Here is a 17,712-nt window from a genome sequence, read left to right on the forward strand (position 1 = left end):
ACCTTGCGACGATGCTGAATACGCTACAGGAGGGCCCGGGATGGGCGGTCATAAATAAACCGGCGGGGATTGCTACGGAGAAACACTTTACCTACGACACCCTGGAAGGCCGCGCGTTGGAAGCGTGGAAGCGACCGGGAGCTAAAAAGCCACCGTTCGTCGGTATCGTCCACCGGCTGGACCGGGTGACCAGTGGTGCGGTCATCCTGGCACGACGTAAATCAACCCTTGTTTTTCTCAACGATGCCTTCGCCAGCGGCAAGACAAGTAAACGCTACGTCGCCGTAACCACGAAGGCGTTGCCTGAAGACAGCGGTCGCCTTCACCATTACCTGAGCAGAAATTCTACCAACAAACTGGCTGTCACCAGTACACGACCGGCGGCGGGAATGAAGGAGGCTATCCTGGAATACCGGCTCACTGCATCCAGAGATGGTCTGTTCGTCTACGAAGTCAGCCTACTCACCGGCCGTTTCCACCAAATCCGCGCGCAGCTAGCCGCGGCCGGCGCGCCGGTATTCGGGGATGTTGCCTACGGTTCCGATCGAATACTAGGCGATCACCGCATCGCGCTACACGCCCGTGAGCTTACTTTTCCGGACCACGCCACGGGAGAAGCCATTACCGTACAAGCGCCCCTTCCCGATTACTGGCCGGTCAAAACAACTTAGAAGCATGCGTGCTTATCTGATTCGCTATTATATACTGCTGCATCTCCTACTTCTGGTGGGCACCCTGCCGGGACAGGCACAACTCGAGTCGCCCTACCAACTTTCTCTACCGCGGGAATTAGGGATCTCCCTGGCCGGCGCCGGTAGCGTCACGGCGGGATATTTCCTCAACCACGCCACCGATGAGGTGGTCCTCTCGAGTCTGTCGCTGCCAAAAGTTCCATCATTTGATCGGACTTCACTGGGCCGTGACTCCGAATCAGCCGCTACGGGTTCGGACATCGTTGCCTATGGCTCGCTATTGCTCCCCGTGACGCTTATGGCAGACAAGCGTATGGCCACCGACGTCAAGCAACTAACCATCATCTTCGCCGAAACCATGCTGCTCAATCAGGGGCTGACCGACATCATTAAGGGCCTGGCGAAGCGACCCCGGCCCTATCTATACGATGCAAGTCTTCCCGCCGATCGTGTGGTTTCCGCCTACGATCGCAGTTCCTTCCTGTCCAACCATACCAGTACGGTAGCAGCTGCGACTTTCTTCGTCGGTCGCGTATTTGCCGATTACCACCCGGACAGCAAGTTAAAGCCCTATGTATGGGTGGCCACGGCGACCCTTCCCGCCGTCGGAGGACTTCTACGGGTCCGGGCGGGTCAGCACTTTCCCAGTGATGTGGTTGCCGGATATGCACTGGGGGCGATTATGGGATACACGATACCGGTTTTGCACAGGCGGAAAGGCGACGAACGGAAGTGGACGCTGACCCCCCTTAGCTCGGGCATGCTGTTTACTTATCAATTGAACTAAGGAGAGGACCGCCTCACCGACAAATTGAACCGACTGGCCAGGCCGTTGCTTAGTATGGCCTAACGGTCAGTAGATGAAAATCAACTTACAATTACCTTGTCTGGGAAGTTACCTGCTGACCGCCCCGGAAATACTGTGGCGATCGATACCTCATGTATTTCAGCCTAAAGGCCTGGCCGCTCTGACCATCGCTTTGCTTTTCGGTGCTTGCGGCCCGGCGGATCCCGTCCCGCCCGTGTCTACCATCCTCAGCCCGGCATCCGCTCCGAAGATATACCAAGACTATGTCGCGGTTGCCCCCCTGTTCGAACAGCAGGGCGATACCACCTACCTCATCAATTTTTGGGCGACGTGGTGCAAACCCTGTTTGGAAGAATTACCCCTGTTACAACAATTATCGGAGGATCACGCGGACGATGCCCTGCAAATAATTTTGGTTAGCCTGGATACGGAACCTTCCGCCATCGACCGTATTCCCGCTTATCTAAAGGAACAGCGAATCGAACTGCCTACTATCGTCCTCACCGACGAGGGCAACGAATGGAAGCGGAATCTGGATGACAAATGGGATGGATCATTACCTACCACGCTTATTTACCGTAAGGAACTTCGCTACGTCTACCGGCGTCCGTTTATGAGTATGCCGGACGTGAGCGGCGCCGTCGCACCCTTAGTTAGCCAATAGCCGACGATCTTCGGCGAGGGATATTGACCGAGTCGGTAAAATTGCTATTTTGAGACTCAAATAATCGGCATATGCGGCAGCTTTACCTGATAGTATTTTTGCTAATCTGCTCTACCCTCTCCGCTGAGTCATACCGGGGTTTCCTGCTGACCAAGGATGGCTTCCAACTCACCGGCTACCTCAACGTACTGGCCTACGCCCCGGGGGGAAACCAGATCACGTTCACCAACGATTTTGGTGACGAGTACACCATCCATCCGTTTCTGGTCAGCGGTTTCGGTTTCAACTACGATGGAAAACCCCTCCGCTTCGTCAGTCGCCGACACGAAGGGCTGTGGTACTTCCTGCAGGAGGATATCAGCGGCCGCGCGGTCAGTTTGTTCCGCTTACCCCGCGGAGGCAGCCGCTGGATCGACGATCGCATGCTTCGGGTGTTTACGGAGCAGCCCCCGGAATACTATCTGGAGTACGGTCGGGGAGAATTTCTGGCGGTGCCCCGGACCGGATATAAGCGGAACTTACGCGACTTCTTCCGCACTACCAGCCCGGGCCTTGCCAATAAAATTGGTAAACGGGGCTACCGCTACCGCGATCTGCCATCCATCATAAAGGAATACAACGAGCTCAGCCGGAGAAAGCGTAAGCGCCTGTAAGCACCCGACGAATTCTATCCAACCCTGGTAGAATATTGTGCGTTAGCTATGCACCGGCTACGGACCTTGCCGGAAACTTCTTCGCTGCCTCACATGCTTAAAAAAGATCTAGCCGGTTTTTTTGCCTTTTTCCTGGGCGTCTTCGGCGTGCACCGATTCTACCTCGGGCAGTGGTGGCGGGGTGCGGCCCAGTTTGTCGGATTCTGGGCCATCATCGCCATTCTGGCGGAGAATGGTCCGGAAATGCCCCTACCCTTTTTGCTGGTCGGCATGGTGCTGGCGCCCCTGATTACGGCCGTCGTATTCTGGGCAACCCCCTACGAACGATGGGCCGCCAAGTACGACCCGCAGGCGCTGGTAGCGCCGGGCTATACTTACCCGAAAACCAGTCAACGCCCGACCATGCAAAGTAGGCAACCGCGAAAGCCCAGCCTGCGCGCCCTCAAGGCCGAAGGAGTGAAGTATTACCGCGCCGGTGATTACGACCTGGCCGTGGAAGCTTTTTCGGAGGCGCTCGATCAGGCACCCACGGATCCGGTAGCCCACTTTAACATCGCCTGCTGCTACGCACTCATGAGTGAGTTCCCACCGGCTATTCGATCGCTCGAGGTAGCGATTACCTACGAATTACCAAAGCCGGAGCGGATCGAAACCCATCCCGCGCTTACCGATCTGCGCGCAAGCGAGGCGTACCGCACCTTCCGCAATAACAATTACCGACGGCTTAATCTTTTGGACCTGCACCACGATCAGGTACCCCCGCATCATTACCAATCGACAAGGGAGGAAACGGAGGAGTTGGAAGACAACCCCGATCTGTTGGAGCAAATCAACCGGTTGCGGGAACTTCGGGAAGCCGGCATTCTCACCCAGACCGAATATCAGAATCAACGGCAAAAACTGCACTGATGCGGATTTTGCTTTTGTGTGCTTTTCTATTCACCGCTGCCCTGCCCGGGCAGGGACTTGCGGGTGTACGCAATGCGGACCGTGCCCTATTGATCTCGGCCGGTTACGGGCTCTTTACGACCGCCGGCGATTTGGCCGATCGATTTGGAGGGGGATTCGCTCTCGATGGCGGACTGGACTACCTGCCCGCCGCCGCCAGGTGGCATGTGGGCGTTATGGCGCGATTCGGCTTTGGGAATTCCGTCTACGAGGATGTTCTTGCCGGAGTGCGCACGGATGCGGGCTACATTATCGGCAATCAGCGGCAACCCGCCCAGATCGCTTTACGCCAGCGCCAGCTCTTTATCGGCCCCCGCTTCGGTTATACGCTTTCGCTGGGTAAGAACGAGCGGGCCGGATTGCAAACCACCACGGGCCTCGGTTACTTCTTTAGTCGGATCAGGTTTCAGGAAGATCCGGTACAGTACGTCCCCCAGCTCGAGCGAAGCCGTCAGGCCGGATACGATCGCCTAGCCGGGGGGCCGGCAATCTACCAGTTCATCGGGTACCAGCAGCTTGCCCTAAACCGCCGCCTGAACTTCTATGTGGGGGGAGAATTTCTCCTCGGACTTACCCAGCACCTCCGATCGTACGACATTGCCAGCGGCGCTCCGCCGGACCCCAACCGAAGGACTGACGTGGTACTCGGCCTACGGGCCGGCATCATCCTGCCCATCTACTTCGGGGAAGGAGAAGAAATCTTCTATTAATTGCGCTGGCTGTACCGTACCGGGGTGGGCGCGTACCACTTGGGCATCCAGCTGGCCGCACGGGTAGGAAACGACCGTGCGCAAAAGTGGATCGCCGGGCGGCGCGAACAGCCCGTCCAAGAAATTGGACAACTTCACCGCCAGGGCCGACCTATTCTCTGGTTGCATGCCGCCAGCCTGGGTGAATTCGAGCAGGGCAGGCCGATACTCACGGAGCTACGGAAGCAACACCCCAACTGGGCAGTAGTCGTCACCTTTTTTAGCCCGAGTGGCTACGACCGTTGTCGCCAAACGGAATTAGCCGAAGTTGTTGCCTATCTGCCCCGAGACAATAAGGAGGCGGCACAAAGCTGGATCGCTTTGCTTCAACCCAAGTTGGCGGTATTCGTGAAGTACGAATTCTGGTACCACCACCTCAATGCCCTTCGGTCCGCTAGCGTGCCTACTTTCCTAATTGCCGGCAGTTTTCGCCCCGACCAACCCTTCTTCAAGTGGTACGGATCGGTCTGGCGCGAAATGCTGCAATGCTTCACCTATTTTGCCGTACAAACCCAGGCTGACAAGGCACTGCTTAAAAGTCTGTCTCTAACGAATATTTGCGTCACGGGTGATCCCCGCCTGGATCGCACCGCCGATCTGGCCGAAGCCCCTTTCCACGATGAGCGGCTTGCCGATTTTTGCGACCGGCAGACGCTATTTGCCGGCTCGGTATGGCCGCCCGATGTTAAACTGTTGGCTGAGGTCTGGCCCCGGTTCGAGGACCGGTGGAAGTTGGTTCTGGCCCCACACCAACTTAAGAAAGACGAGCTGGAAGAGTGGCAGCGGCTGTTCGCGGCCGAACGGTACACGGAATCCCCGGAGAACAAACGGGTTTTACTCCTCGACACGATAGGCATCCTTAGCCGCGCCTACCGTTACGGATCGGCCGCCTACGTCGGCGGAGCCTTCGGAAGTGGACTACACAATACGCTGGAGCCGCTGAGTTATGGCTTACCGGTCATATTCGGCCCCCGATATCATAAATTTCCGGAGGCGGATGCCGCCCGGAAGAAAGGTGGCGCATTTAGCGTGGAAACGCCCCAGGAGCTGGAAAAGGTCTGGCAGCAACTGAGTGATTCCTCCGCTAGGGCAGCGGCGACTCAGGCCCAATTAGCCTACCGGGATTTGCATCGGGGTGCAGGTAAACGGACCGCCACCCTGATCAGCAAACTGCTCCTTTTCCTGATACTATTACTCCCGCTTTACAGCCCGGCCCAGTCCTGGTCCGCCAGCGACCGGGTAGTAGGCACCCTGGATGGGGTATTCGGTAAGTGCAACCTGATGGTTGCCCTATCGGGGAAGGAATGGCGCCCCGGACTCTGCATGGCCGCTGCGGAACTGGAGCCAGGAGCTTCCATATCTCTGGCGCTGTACCTAGAAGCCGATACCGATTACATTTTCATTGCCTCGGCCGAAACGAAGCGTAACGACCTTGACCTGTACTTGCGCAACGGCCAGGATAGCCTGCTATTGGAAGACGACAAAGCGGATGGCACCCCGATCATGGAGTTTTCTCCGGAATTTGACGGGAATTACGTCATCCAGCTGCACCTGCCGAGCGGCAAATCGCCCAATACCTTCGTCGGTCTGGGGATTCTGAGCTCACGCGGGGTGCCCTTTACCGACCTGGAATACCGAAAGGTCAGCACACAATTCGGCGCGGCGGCCGGGGCCGTACACGCGGCGGGGGGAGCTCAACGCTTTGGCGGCGGCCAGAACGGTTGGTGCGTGTACGGATATATACTGGGTGAAGGAGAGGGGGCCACGCTGGATAACCTGAGCTTACCTCTCGGTCAAAATTTTCTGGCGGCGACGGGGTCGGACGTAGTCCGTGATCTGGACATCTTTCTGGCCGACGAGGAAATGCGCATTTTGCGGCGGGATCGCGACCCCGATCCGTATCCCATGATCGAATACGACAGCCAGGCTCCGGGGCCTTACATCTTGCGCGTAGAAGTCGAAAAGGCCACCGATACGGGATTGATCCTCCTCGGCCTGTTCACCCGGTAAGCGGACGGCTAAACGCATACACCGGCTTACGCTATATTGGAGCCATGCCGATCATCATTACTCTGCTGGCCGTTGTCGTCCTGCTGCTCCTCATTGTATTCTTAAAATGGCATCCTTTCATTGCGCTCATCCTCGTGGCGACCGCCACGGGGTTACTGCTGGGTATGCCGGCTGGCGAAGCGCTGGAATCCATTACATCGGGGGTCGGGGGTACACTTGGGGGGCTGGCGCTGATTCTCGGACTAGGTGCCGCCCTCGGCGGGGTCATCGCCGAAACGGGAGCGGCACAGCAGATCACGGACCGGCTGGTTGGTCAACAAAAAGGATACTCCGTGGTATGGGGCCTTTGCCTGGTTGGATTCCTGATCGGCATTCCCTTGTTCTATTCGGTCGGCTTCGTCATGATGGCCCCCATCATATTCGCGACGGCGAAAAAGACGGGGCTTCCGCTGGCAATGGTCGCCGTAGCCTCCGTCGCCTCCTTATCGGTGACGCATGGATTTCTACCGCCCCACCCTGCCCCCGTACTGATTGCCGACACCTACGGCGCTGATCTGGGAATAACGCTCTTGTACGGGCTCCTGCTCGCCGTACCATCCGTTATCATTGCCGGCCCGCTATTTTCGAGAACCCTGGCGGGTATGCCCCAGACGATCGCGGCGGCCGCACTCGACGATGTTGAGTCACCCCCCCACCGACCGGGCTTTCTGCTCAGCCTCTTCTGTGCTTTGCTACCGGTGTTCCTGCTTGCCGGCGTGGCGATACTTAAAACCGTCAATCCGAATTGGGCCGACACGGCTTTCCTGACCGTCATGGGCGATGCCACGATAGCCTTGCTGATCGGCGTCATCGTTGCCATGACGCTACTCGGATCACAGACCGGGCAACCCGTGGGTCATCTGATGTCGCGCGTAGGAGCGCAGCTGGCCCCGATGGCCGCCGTCCTCCTGATCATCGCCGGTGGCGGAGCCTTTAAGCAGGTGCTGGTCGACAGCGGCACCAGCGAATACATCGTCAGTACGCTGGAAGGATTCAACGCACATCCTCTCCTCATCGCCTGGATGATCGCCGCCGCCCTGCGCATTACGCTCGGGTCGGCGACGGTTGCGGCCATCACTGCCGCCGGTATAGCGCTCCCGCTGGCCGGCAGCGGTCAGGTTTCCCCGGAGTTGTTGGTACTGGCCACCGGGGCCGGTAGTCTGACCTGCAGCCACGTCAATGATACGGGCTTCTGGCTGTTCAAGGAATACTTCGGCCTTTCGGTCACCCAAACCTTACGCAGCTGGACGGTGATGGAAACCCTCGTCAGCGTGATCGGACTGGCAGGCTGCTTTCTGCTGGAGGCGTTTGGAGTCTGATCCGACTATTTGACCAGGCCACAGATAGCCTTCACTTCCTTGACGGTTTCCTGCGCGCGCTTCCGGATCTCCCAGCTGCTTTGCTTTATCTGATCCTTTACGGCCCGACGGTCTTGCTTCAGTTCCCGCAACTTCTCCTGTACACCGGAAGCGATGGCCACCAGCCCGTCGGCAACGGACTCTTTCAGGTCGGCATAACGTAGATTACCGGCTTCGTAGTCAGCGAGTAGGCTGGCGTGTGCTTCCTGCTGACCGGAGGCCGACAGGAGGCTGAACAGGTTCGCCACACCCGGGGACATGGTATTCGTCTCTTCGCCCGTATCGGTGACGGCAGAGCGGATCTGCTTCCGGATGCGCGACTCATCGGCAAATACGTCAATGTTGTGCTTGTCGCCCAGGCTGGCGCTCATTTTTCGATTTGGATCCGCGGTCGACATCACCTTCGGGATCTGCGTATAGAGGGCTTCCGGGATGGGGAAGAATTCCTTTCCGGCGAAGTTGTTGAAGCGCTGGGCGATATCGCGGGTCAGTTCGAGATGCTGCTCCTGATCCTTTCCTACCGGCACGACTCCGGCGCGGTAGATTAGGATATCGGCGGCCTGTAAAACCGGATAGGTGAGTAGGCCCGCAGAGATGAAATCCTCGTTCTGCGCCCCCTTATCCTTGAATTGGGTCATGCGCGTCAACTGCCCGTAGCTGGTGAAGCAGTTCAGGATCCAGTTCAGCTCGGTATGCTCGGGAACGAGGCTCTGAATGAAGAGATTTTCCACCTGGATACCGCAAGCCAGCAAGTTAAAGCAGAGTTCCCAGGAGTTTTCAGCCAGCTTTTTGGCGGTGAACGGCATCGTCATGGCGTGGTAGTTCACGACCATGTATAGACAGTCGTATTCTTCCTGCAGGCGCTTCCAGTTTTCGATGGCACCAAAGTAGCGGCCAAAATGAAGCTTGCCGGTAGGTTGAATACCGGATAGGATGGTCTGGCGGTTGGACATGGCGCGAAGGTAAAACATTAGCTGTAGGTTTGCCCGGGCAGGTACGCCCCGATTCCATGACCAAATCCATTCTCATCCTGATTGCCCTGGCGGTCGGATTATTCCTGCCACTATTGGACGCCTATACGTTTACCCTGCGTCCGTTCCTGATGATTCTGCTGTTCTTCTCTTTTCTGAATATCCGCATCGATAGCAGCATCTTCAGCCGCAAGCAGGTATGGATCGCTCTACTGCTACCGCCGGTAGGCTTACTGGTCTACTTTCTCGGCCGGATGTACAGCGAGGATTTAGGACTAACGTTACTGCTGATGGGGCTAGCCCCGACGGCCGTCATCACGCCCGTACTCGCCGAACTGATGAGTCGGCGCGTCGGCTATATGGTTGGAGCCATTATCATCACGCACGCCATCTTCGCCCTGATCGTTCCCCTAGTTCTTCCCTGGATCTTGGGAATACAGTTGTCGATTGCCGCCCTTGGCCGGCTGGTCGTGACCATCGGCAGCACCATCATCATTCCCCTGGTTTTGGGTCAGCTCGTGCGGCGATATGGGGGCAGTCTGAGGCGAGGCCTGCAAATTGTCGCGCCCTACGGCTTCGCTCTCTTCTTAAGCAATATTACCGTAGCTGCCGGCAGCCTGTCCCACTACTTACAGTATGAGGGGGATACGCCATTTGCCTTTATCGGGGCCACGACACTCGCCATAGGTACGTTAATGCTATTCAATTTTGCCGTAGGTGGCAGGATAAGCCCCCCGAACCACGGCGTGGAAGGCAGCCTGGCCCTCGGACGTAAAAACACGATGCTGTCCATCTGGATCGCCCTCGAGTACATCAACCCACTGGTGGTCCTCGGGCCTATGCTGTACATCCTGCTCCAGAATGTATTCGTTGCCGGGCAGATCGTGTACGTCGAGCGAGCGGATCGCAAGCGGGATCACAATTTGTCCCAACGCAGCTGAAGTACCCCGCCCCGCTCGAAGACGGTCACGTTTAGCGAGTTGTTGTTCAGGCGATCGATGGTCCCCAGCCATTGGAAGGCGGGGCGTCCCCGAAAATCGAAGAAATCAGCGTCGAGCGTAAATTCTGTATCGTCGTCTAAATCCCGAACGGCGGAAATCACCCAAAAGCCATCGAACAGAACCCCCGATCCCGTTTCGTATAGCAAGGTATTATCCGGCAGAAAAGTGACGATGTCGCCCCGAAATTCAGCGGTAACGTTATCGCGAAAGAGCGCGTTATCGTCCTTGAAGGTTGCCTTGTCGATCTGCCAGGTACCTAACAGACGATCCTCGCGGCGTTCGATGCGATCCTCGATGGAACAAGCAGCGAAGAAGAACAAAATAAGAAACGGAAAAACAGAAGTATAGCGCACGGCCGGGACATTTGGATCTACGGAAGATCGGCCCCATTTATGATGGTCACGGTGTCCGGTCCGGTGTTTAGCTATAGTTTAACCAACGTGAAAAATATTAACCCACAGCCTGGTGAACAAGGCAATCAGGCTCGCTCGAATTTCTGCAGGCTTTCCTCGTAGCTTTTCAGGGTACGAGCCTGAATTTCGGCGGTGGCGTTGAGCACCTTGAGTTCCTCGTTTAACTGGGTCTCGCGTTTGGGATCCTCGCGAAAGAACTTCCGCTTTCGATTGATTTCCAGAAGTTGCTGAATGGTTTGGCTGAGAGCGATTTTCGTCTTCAGGTATTTGTACTTCAGATTTCTTCTGGTGCTCATTTCAAGGTGTAATTAGGGTATCGGTCAATGAAATTACCTACGCAGAAAATAGGATTAAATTGCGTAATGGGCAAATTTTACCTACCAAATCTTCTGCGTCGGGCGATGCTTCAAGGAACCCGATTCGCCGCCCCGGGGTTGCCCGGACAACCATATTATTCTTCCATTTTAACTCCCTCGTGACCCTGCTACCGGAGCGGGTTCCGAGGCACCCAACTCTCCGGTGTATGTACATAGCGGAGCAGGCGTTCGAGAATCGGATTGAACCACCGAAAACGGCTCGTGGCCAGTACACCGTAGGCATGGCCTTCGGCGCCTAGCGAGCTCTTGATTTCCAGGGCGGTACGCCCGAAGTCCAGTACGCTGACCGAATGCAAGAGGGCATCCTGAAGCAGGTCGAACAGCATATTGTGGTAAAGATGATGGCTGTATTTGTATGGCTCCCGCAGTCCCAAATAGTGAGCGTGTAGATAGTCACCGCTAATGATCGCCGTGGTGAACCCAACCAGGGTTTCCCCGTCGTAATATCCATGAAACTCGGCGCGGTCCCGCAACCAGGCAAAATAATCGAGCGAGAGTTCCACGAAGCTAACGTCCGCTCCCCTCCTAGTTTCCAGGTGTAATTCGTAGATAGTGGGTAAGCTGGCCTTGAGCGCTTCTCCTTTTAGCAGCCGTCTGTTCAGCCCTTCCCCTTTGGAACGGGCCCGTCGGTAGCGCACACGGTATTTACTGGAAAGCGCAGCGAGATAGTCGCTGAAGTCAGTGAAACGATCCAGGTGCAGCAGCATCACTGGATCGACCCCTACTGATGTGAATCCGCGATCCCGCAATAAAACCTCCGCCGGATGTGCCGAAGGAAGAAGGTCCTTGACAACCACCCCGGCAAAGCGCTTGCCCCGGATAAGGTACCGGCCCAAGGCATCCAGCAGCTCTGCGGTGGCATGCGGAGATAATTGTTCCAAACCGCTACCCCCGAACGGACCCGAGGTGAGTAGTTGTCCGAGCACCAGCACGTCAACCGGCGAACGGGCCAATAGCCGCCGCCAAAGATGGGAGAAGCTGAAGGCACGCTGCCGCTGCCGACGAATCTGCTCGCGCAGGTTCAAGCTAAGGGATTGCACGCAGAGCAGTATCGGCCGGTCATAGTCGGGATGCCGAAGTACGACTGCCTGGCTCCGCATACCCTGTGGGTGCTGTTGTAGGAAGGAGAGAAATTCCGCGGACAACCAGAATGATTCAGCGGACGTCCCCCCGGGCCAATCGTCCCAATCCTCCTCCTCCCGGTAACTTCTTATCCGCCAGCCGGGTAGGCCGGTCAGCGCAGGCCACCCCTCTTCGGATTGGGCGGTCGTCGGGCGGCAAAAAGCAGTGGATATAGACATGAAAAGGTTTAGCAATCGGCATGATAACAGGCTAAAGCCGGAATGGATTGCCGGGAAGTGGTAGCTCGCGTTTATCTTTCGCCCTTCATATTTTTCGCTAGCATGATCCACAAAGTTCTCGTTTCGATAGATTTCAGCAAAGGTTCGGCCGCGGCACTCCGGTACGCAGAAGCTTTCTCGGCCTCCGTCGGTATCCGGGAGATCCAAGTTATCCACATCTTTACGCCCCAGACCGTCGCCGCCGGCGAGGCCATGTCTGCCGTTCCCGTTGGCGAGCTAATGGATGCCCGTGAAGAAGCGCTGGCCGAATTTCTCCGTACGCACCCCCCCCACCCCGACGTCCGCCGCCGCAGCGAGCTCATGCTCGGATTTCCCGCCGATAAGATCACCGAGGAAAGCAAACGCTACGATCTCGTCATTCTCGGCGCCACCGGTGACAGCGACGTGCTCGAATCGGTTTTCGGAAGCATCGCCTCCGAAGTAGCCCAGAAGTCCCACTGTCCCGTCCTCCTCGTTCCTTACGGCGCCCACTTCGACGAGTACCGTCACATCCTCTACGCGAGCAGCAGCCTCAGCCTAAGCCGCAAGGCGGTCCTTAAGCTAATGGACTTCAACGATCTGTTCCGGGCCCGGATCCACTTCGTCCACGTCAATAAAGAAGACGGCGATAACCGCCGCGAACGCGAGAAGCTTTTCGCTCCCCTGTTCAATAACCCCGACCCCGAATTCGCCTTCGAGATCGTCGAGGTCAATGCCAATTCCGTCCGCAAAGGATTAGTCGACTACCTCCAGGCCAACGCCGTCCAGTTGGCAGTCATGGTCACCGAACACCGTGGCTTCTGGGAAGGCCTTTTCCACAGCAGCGCCACCAAGCAGATGGTCCTCCACCCGGAGGTGCCGGTTCTAGTGTTCCACTTGAATTAACCCCCCCTACGAAAGCGAAGCATCATCTCTACCGCGAGCGCAGCGAGCCTCTACCACAGAAGCGCAGCCGCCCTGTCTACCACGAACGCAGTGAGCTTCTAAAACCGAACGCGCAGCGTCGGTATCTACCGCGAGCAAAGCGAGTCTCTACAACGAAAGCGAAGCGTCGTCTCTACCACAAGCGGAGCGTCGTCTCTACCGCGAGCGCAGCGAGCCCCTAAACCGCAACAACCTCCTCCTCCTCATCCCGTTCCACCCGCAGGTTATCGATGATGAAGTTCTGGCGGGAGGGCGTGTTCTTACCCATGTAATAACTGAGCAGATCGTCGATATTGGTGTTGGCGGCCATGACGACCGGCTCCAAGCGGATGTTGTCACCGATGAAATCCTTGAACTCGCCGGGAGATATCTCCCCGAGCCCCTTGAAACGGGTGATCTCGGCCTTGCCGCGCAGCTTCTCGATCGCCCCCTGCTTTTCCTCCTCGCTGTAGCAGTAGTAGGTCTTCTGCTTGTCGCGTACGCGGAAAAGGGGCGTCTCGAGAATGTAGAGGTGACCTTTTTCGACCATGTCCGGGAAGAACTGCAAAAAGAAAGTGAGGAGCAGTAGCCGGATGTGCATACCGTCGACGTCCGCGTCGGTGGCGATCACGACCCGGTTGTAGCGGATTTCGTCTACGTCGTCCTCGATGTTGAGCGCGTGCTGGAGCAGGTTGAATTCCTCGTTCTCGTAGACGACCTTTTTCGTCAGGCCGAAGCAGTTGAGCGGCTTACCCCGGAGGGAGAAGACCGCCTGGGTCTGGACGTCGCGGGCCACGGTGATGGAACCACTGGCCGAATCACCCTCCGTAATAAAGATGGTGGTGGCCAGCCGCGTTTCCTCGTCCTTGCTCTTCGCGTTGTCGCTAAAGTGGACCCGGCAGTCGCGGAGTTTCTTATTGTGCAGGTTGGCCTTCTTAGCGCGTTGGTTAGCCAATTTTTTGATGCCGGCGATCTCCTTGCGTTCCCGCTCGCTCTGCTTGATGCGCTTCTCCAGCGCCTGGGCAATGGTCGCGTTCTTGTGGAGGAAGTTGTCCAGTTTTTCCATGAGGAAATTCCGGAGAAAGGTCTGCACCGTCGGGCCCTGTGGTCCCATATCCGTGCTGCCCAGCTTGGTCTTTGTCTGCGATTCGAAGACCGGCTCCTCCACCTTGATGGCGATGGCGGCGATCACGCTGGCCAGGATGTCCTTGCGGTCGTAATTCTTATTGTAGTGCTTCTGAATGGTCTCCACCAGTGCCTGGCGGAAGGCGTTCAGGTGCGTACCGCCCTGGGTAGTAAACTGACCGTTGACGAAGCTGAAGTAATTCTCGCCGTAGGCGTTACCGTGCGTGATAGCTACCTCGATATCGTCGTCCTTTAGGTGGATGATATCGTAGCGCAACTGCTCCACGTTGGTTTTCCGCTCCAGCAGGTCGCGCAGACCGTTCTTCGACACCAGCGTCTTCCCGTTGAAATTGATCTTCAGGCCGGCATTGAGGTAGGCGTAGTTCCAGAGCTGGTTCTCGACGAAATCATTGCGAAACCGGTACTTTTTGAAGATCGAATTATCCGGGACGAAGCTGACGAAGGTGCCGTTCTTTTCCTCGGTCTTCGTGGCGCGGTGATCCTTCACGAGGTCACCCTTCGAGAAGTCGGCCTGCTTGAGCTTGCCTTCGCGGACGGCGTAAACCTGGAAGTCGTTGGACAGGGCGTTCGTGGCCTTCAATCCTACCCCGTTCAGGCCGACCGCCTTCTTAAAGGCCTTGCTGTCGTATTTCCCGCCGGTGTTGATCTTGGACACCACGTCCACGACCTTGCCGAGGGGGATGCCCCGGCCGTAGTCGCGGATGCGTACGGTACCGTCCTCGATCACGACGTCGATCTGGCGGCCGTGGCCCATCACGTACTCGTCGATGGAGTTATCGATGACTTCCTTCAGCAGAATATAGATACCGTCATCGGGGCTGGAGCCGTCGCCCAACTTACCGATGTACATGCCCGGTCGCATGCGGATATGCTCCTTCCAGTCGAGTGACCGGATGTTATCTTCCGTATAGGTAGTCTCTGCCATTAATCGCTGCTGTTCTTAGACCACAAACATACGAAATCCAGGGAATATTATCAAACAATTTGTTGCGTATTGTTGGTAATCCGGTTCGCGATGTACCTTATACCTGCGCTCCGCCGCCCAAACATTCCCACGCAAGCTGCGCTATATGCAAAGTTACGCTTTCGCTTCACCTCGTTTATGTCCGCATCTTCCTTCCGCTTTCGCTGGTGGTACCTTCTATTGCTTCTTCCGGTAGCTCTGTATCTGGGCGCCCGCTGGTACGTGGGGCACCGTATCGACCGCGCCATATCGCAGGCGAATGAGGATGGAAACGAGCTAAAGATTGGAGAGTATAGCTACGGGCTATTCCCCCTGCGGGTGGAAGCCCACCGGATAAGCTTCGACCAGGACCGGAAGAATTTCTCCGCCCGGGGTCGCCTCACGGTGCTCGAAGCCGACCGCCTCCACCTCTTTAGCCTGATCGGCTCCGATCCGATACACCTGGAGTTGATTCGTTTACAGGGACTGGACGCGGAGATACGACGAACCGGCACCAACAACACCGACAGCAGCTCGCTCGCCCTGCAGGTCTCCGAAATCGAGTTGGACAGCATTTTCCTGAATCTGACGGACGAAGCGAACGGGACGGAAGTGCAGCTCACCAACTTCGCGCTCTCGCTGCAGGCTTTCCGGATCCCTTTTCAGCCGGCCGGCATCCAGTCGCTCCGCATCACGGCGGATTCAACACTTTACGCCAATGGCGACGGCCTGGAGGTGACGGCCACCGGTATCGGCTACGGCACCGGTTCGGAATCCGTGGCGATCGCGAATTTGCTGCTGCGCCGGGGCGAGGGTACCACCATTCAGGCGGAGAACATCCTGCTGGCCGGCCTGAACGCCGAGGACCTGGAAGAGGTGATATCGATCGACAGCCTGTCCATCGGCCATTTGGGCGGCGCAGCGCAGGTAAAAAGCCAATCGGATACGTCATCCGGTTCCACAAGGTCCACCCAAACCACGCCGTTGCGAATCAAGCAAATCACTTTGCCGAGTATAGACCTGGCGATAAGCAGTGACTTTGGAAATACGGAATACGCCGGCAGCCTCACTGCAAGAGAAACACACTACGGCGACAGCCTATCCATCGGTACGCTCGAGGTTAACACCGATAGCGCCTCCTTCGATAACCTGAAGGGCTTGGCTGTCGGGCTGCAACGTATGGACCTGGAACAGCGCGACCTGCGCATCCCCCTCTCGGCCGGGGCCATGGGACGAACCGTCCTGGACCTGCCTCAATTCAGCGTCAAGCTCGACGGCCAAACCATCCGCGGCGAGCAACTGAAGTACCGGAGCGAAGCCGGGGAAGCCACGGTCGCCAACCTGAATTTGCGTGGCGATAAGGTCAACGGCCGTACCGACCAACTGCGCGTCACCGGCATCGACCGATCCGCCCTGATCGACGGGCGCCCCGCTCCGTTACGTACCGTATCCCTGGAGGGGGCCGCGGTGAAAATTGCTACCAGCGACGGTGGGCACTACGAGCTATCGGTACCGGAGGTGAATCTGGAGGAAGTAGCGGTACGAAAACCCATCTCCGCCGGGCGGGCCCGCGTAGAGAACGCTACCTTCGAACGCTATGGGTCCGACGGCCGCAAGGATATGCGGGGGGAGGGCATCTACGTCGACCAGCGGTCGATCCCGCTGCCCTTCGACGCTGATAAGTTGGGAGAAGGAAACGTGCGGCTGCGTCAATTGCGAATGATCGGAAAGCCCAGTTTACCAGTTGACTATTTATTCGATCGGGTCGTCTACGATAGTCGGGCGCAATCGGTGAACATGGATAGTCTCCGGCGCCGTACCCAGGTAGAGCCGGAAGAATTATTCGAGCGCGAACTGGCGAAAAGCTGGATGGACTTCTCCTTCGATAGCGTCCGCCTGAAGGGGGTTCGCCGCAATCCCCTTCTGAAAGGCGAGCTGATCTACCTGGACTCTTTGCGGGCCGCCGACTTCCGCCTCATGGTAGTGGAGGATTTATCCCTCAACCTGGACCGCGACAAACGCCCCATGCCCATACAGGCCCTGCGCGGCCTCGGCATGCGCATCGTGATGAACGGGGCGCGCTTTCGGTCGACCAACATTGCCTACGGCGTCGTGGACTCCATTATGGAGCCGAAGACCATTCACTTCACCGAGGGAACGGTGACCATCGACAAACTGGATACGGAAGTGAGTCAGGAGGATTCCGTCCTGGCGAAGATCGACGCCACTTTCGAGGAAACGACGCCCCTCCACGCCGAATTCCGGCTGTCGCGGCGGGAGGGGGGGCGGGGCTATTCCGCCCGGGGGAAAATGGGAGAGTACGACCTCTCGCGGGTGAATCCGCTGATGCGGGTGGCGGCCGGCGCGGTCATTGAGGAGGGGGTCATTGAAGAGCTCTCCTACGATTCCCGTATGGAACACGACACCATCCGCGGCACCCTCACCCTACTCTACCGAAACCTGGACCTCAAGATGGTCGACGGCGGCCTGGCCTGGCTCAAGAACCTGCTGTCCGGGGTGGTCGTCAAGAATAGCAACAGCCGGGGAGAGGACTTTCGCCAGGGGCAGATATTCCACGCCCACATCCCCGAGAAAAGCTTCTTCAACAGCTACTGGAAAGGCTTGGTAAGCGGCATGAAATCAACGGCCCTGTCCGACATAGCCCTTCCCGACGAGCTGGAGGGGAACGACGACTGA

Annotated in this window: 16 protein-coding genes; 11 read left to right on the forward strand and 5 right to left on the reverse strand. The window is 57.3% G+C overall.

Going from position 1 to position 17,712, the window contains the following annotated elements; translation table 11 throughout:
• Positions 1-11: 11 nt before the first annotated feature.
• The 8 genes from DRW39_RS08645 (at position 12) to DRW39_RS08680 (ending at position 7,882) form a co-directional block, all read left to right on the forward strand.
• On the forward strand, positions 12-671 hold the full coding sequence (locus DRW39_RS08645; RefSeq protein WP_116106626.1) for an RluA family pseudouridine synthase: 660 nt from the start codon (positions 12-14) through the stop codon (positions 669-671).
• A gap of 4 nt (positions 672-675) precedes the next feature.
• Complete coding sequence (locus DRW39_RS08650; RefSeq protein ID WP_116106627.1) at positions 676-1,479, forward strand: phosphatase PAP2 family protein; 804 nt, start codon at positions 676-678, stop codon at positions 1,477-1,479.
• Positions 1,480-1,552: 73 nt separating this feature from the next.
• On the forward strand, positions 1,553-2,164 hold the full coding sequence (locus tag DRW39_RS08655) for a TlpA disulfide reductase family protein (RefSeq protein ID WP_116106628.1): 612 nt from the start codon (positions 1,553-1,555) through the stop codon (positions 2,162-2,164).
• 71 nt (positions 2,165-2,235) lie between these two features.
• A complete protein-coding gene (locus tag DRW39_RS08660) occupies positions 2,236-2,817 on the forward strand; it encodes a hypothetical protein (protein ID WP_116106629.1) in 582 nt (193 codons plus the stop codon).
• 93 nt (positions 2,818-2,910) lie between these two features.
• On the forward strand, positions 2,911-3,726 hold the full coding sequence (locus DRW39_RS08665) for an NINE protein (RefSeq protein WP_198664828.1): 816 nt from the start codon (positions 2,911-2,913) through the stop codon (positions 3,724-3,726).
• Entirely contained in the window at positions 3,726-4,475 is a 750-nt protein-coding gene (locus DRW39_RS08670) for a hypothetical protein (protein ID WP_116106631.1), read from the forward strand. Before DRW39_RS08665 ends, DRW39_RS08670 begins: the two co-directional genes overlap by 1 nt.
• Complete coding sequence (locus DRW39_RS08675) at positions 4,476-6,524, forward strand: 3-deoxy-D-manno-octulosonic acid transferase (protein ID WP_116106632.1); 2,049 nt, start codon at positions 4,476-4,478, stop codon at positions 6,522-6,524.
• A 44-nt stretch (positions 6,525-6,568) separates the two neighbouring features.
• Positions 6,569-7,882, forward strand: a complete 1,314-nt coding sequence (locus DRW39_RS08680; RefSeq protein ID WP_116106633.1) for a gluconate:H+ symporter — start codon at positions 6,569-6,571, stop codon at positions 7,880-7,882.
• 5 nt (positions 7,883-7,887) lie between these two features.
• On the opposite strand, the gene trpS is transcribed toward DRW39_RS08680, so the two are convergent.
• The gene (trpS, locus tag DRW39_RS08685) at positions 7,888-8,892 is read right to left on the reverse strand and encodes a tryptophan--tRNA ligase (RefSeq protein WP_232830103.1); all 1,005 of its coding nucleotides are present in this window, start codon (positions 8,890-8,892) and stop codon (positions 7,888-7,890) included.
• A 38-nt stretch (positions 8,893-8,930) separates the two neighbouring features.
• Between trpS and DRW39_RS08690 the strand changes: the two genes are divergently transcribed.
• Positions 8,931-9,833 carry a hypothetical protein gene (locus tag DRW39_RS08690; protein WP_157976010.1) on the forward strand — a complete coding sequence of 301 codons (903 nt, stop codon included), beginning with the start codon at positions 8,931-8,933 and terminating at the stop codon, positions 9,831-9,833.
• Here DRW39_RS08690 and DRW39_RS08695 read toward each other — a convergent pair.
• The 3 genes from DRW39_RS08695 to DRW39_RS08705 form a co-directional block, all read right to left on the reverse strand.
• Positions 9,809-10,246 carry a hypothetical protein gene (locus tag DRW39_RS08695; RefSeq protein WP_157976011.1) on the reverse strand — a complete coding sequence of 146 codons (438 nt, stop codon included), beginning with the start codon at positions 10,244-10,246 and terminating at the stop codon, positions 9,809-9,811. The genes DRW39_RS08690 and DRW39_RS08695 overlap by 25 nt on opposite strands.
• Before the next feature lie 125 nt (positions 10,247-10,371).
• Positions 10,372-10,602, reverse strand: coding sequence for a hypothetical protein (locus tag DRW39_RS08700; protein WP_116106637.1), 231 nt, complete (start codon positions 10,600-10,602; stop codon positions 10,372-10,374).
• A 188-nt stretch (positions 10,603-10,790) separates the two neighbouring features.
• A complete protein-coding gene (locus tag DRW39_RS08705; protein WP_116106638.1) occupies positions 10,791-11,984 on the reverse strand; it encodes a GNAT family N-acetyltransferase in 1,194 nt (397 codons plus the stop codon).
• Positions 11,985-12,086: 102 nt separating this feature from the next.
• Here DRW39_RS08705 and DRW39_RS08710 point away from each other — a divergent pair, with 102 nt between their 5' ends.
• Positions 12,087-12,908, forward strand: coding sequence for a universal stress protein (locus tag DRW39_RS08710; RefSeq protein ID WP_157976012.1), 822 nt, complete (start codon positions 12,087-12,089; stop codon positions 12,906-12,908).
• 217 nt (positions 12,909-13,125) lie between these two features.
• Here the strand turns inward: DRW39_RS08710 and DRW39_RS08715 are convergent, their stop codons facing one another.
• Complete coding sequence (locus DRW39_RS08715) at positions 13,126-14,997, reverse strand: DNA topoisomerase IV subunit B (RefSeq protein ID WP_116106640.1); 1,872 nt, start codon at positions 14,995-14,997, stop codon at positions 13,126-13,128.
• 177 nt (positions 14,998-15,174) lie between these two features.
• Between DRW39_RS08715 and DRW39_RS08720 the strand changes: the two genes are divergently transcribed.
• Positions 15,175-17,712: a hypothetical protein gene (locus tag DRW39_RS08720; RefSeq protein WP_157976013.1), complete on the forward strand. Its 2,538-nt coding sequence runs from the start codon at positions 15,175-15,177 to the stop codon at positions 17,710-17,712.

The sequence above is a fragment of the Lewinella sp. IMCC34191 genome (assembly GCF_003390935.1).
GTDB lineage: Bacteria > Bacteroidota > Bacteroidia > Chitinophagales > Saprospiraceae > Neolewinella.

Coding starts and splice junctions, on each gene's coding strand:
- DRW39_RS08645 (WP_116106626.1), top strand. CDS start 12: ATGCTGAATACGCTACAGGAGGGCCCGGGATGGGCGGTCATAAATAAA.
- DRW39_RS08650 (WP_116106627.1), top strand. CDS start 676: ATGCGTGCTTATCTGATTCGCTATTATATACTGCTGCATCTCCTACTT.
- DRW39_RS08655 (WP_116106628.1), top strand. CDS start 1,553: ATGAAAATCAACTTACAATTACCTTGTCTGGGAAGTTACCTGCTGACC.
- DRW39_RS08660 (WP_116106629.1), top strand. CDS start 2,236: ATGCGGCAGCTTTACCTGATAGTATTTTTGCTAATCTGCTCTACCCTC.
- DRW39_RS08665 (WP_198664828.1), top strand. CDS start 2,911: ATGCTTAAAAAAGATCTAGCCGGTTTTTTTGCCTTTTTCCTGGGCGTC.
- DRW39_RS08670 (WP_116106631.1), top strand. CDS start 3,726: ATGCGGATTTTGCTTTTGTGTGCTTTTCTATTCACCGCTGCCCTGCCC.
- DRW39_RS08680 (WP_116106633.1), top strand. CDS start 6,569: ATGCCGATCATCATTACTCTGCTGGCCGTTGTCGTCCTGCTGCTCCTC.
- trpS (WP_232830103.1), bottom strand. CDS start 8,892: ATGTTTTACCTTCGCGCCATGTCCAACCGCCAGACCATCCTATCCGGT.
- DRW39_RS08690 (WP_157976010.1), top strand. CDS start 8,931: ATGACCAAATCCATTCTCATCCTGATTGCCCTGGCGGTCGGATTATTC.
- DRW39_RS08700 (WP_116106637.1), bottom strand. CDS start 10,602: ATGAGCACCAGAAGAAATCTGAAGTACAAATACCTGAAGACGAAAATC.
- DRW39_RS08705 (WP_116106638.1), bottom strand. CDS start 11,984: ATGTCTATATCCACTGCTTTTTGCCGCCCGACGACCGCCCAATCCGAA.
- DRW39_RS08710 (WP_157976012.1), top strand. CDS start 12,087: ATGATCCACAAAGTTCTCGTTTCGATAGATTTCAGCAAAGGTTCGGCC.
- DRW39_RS08715 (WP_116106640.1), bottom strand. CDS start 14,997: ATGGCAGAGACTACCTATACGGAAGATAACATCCGGTCACTCGACTGG.
- DRW39_RS08720 (WP_157976013.1), top strand. CDS start 15,175: ATGTCCGCATCTTCCTTCCGCTTTCGCTGGTGGTACCTTCTATTGCTT.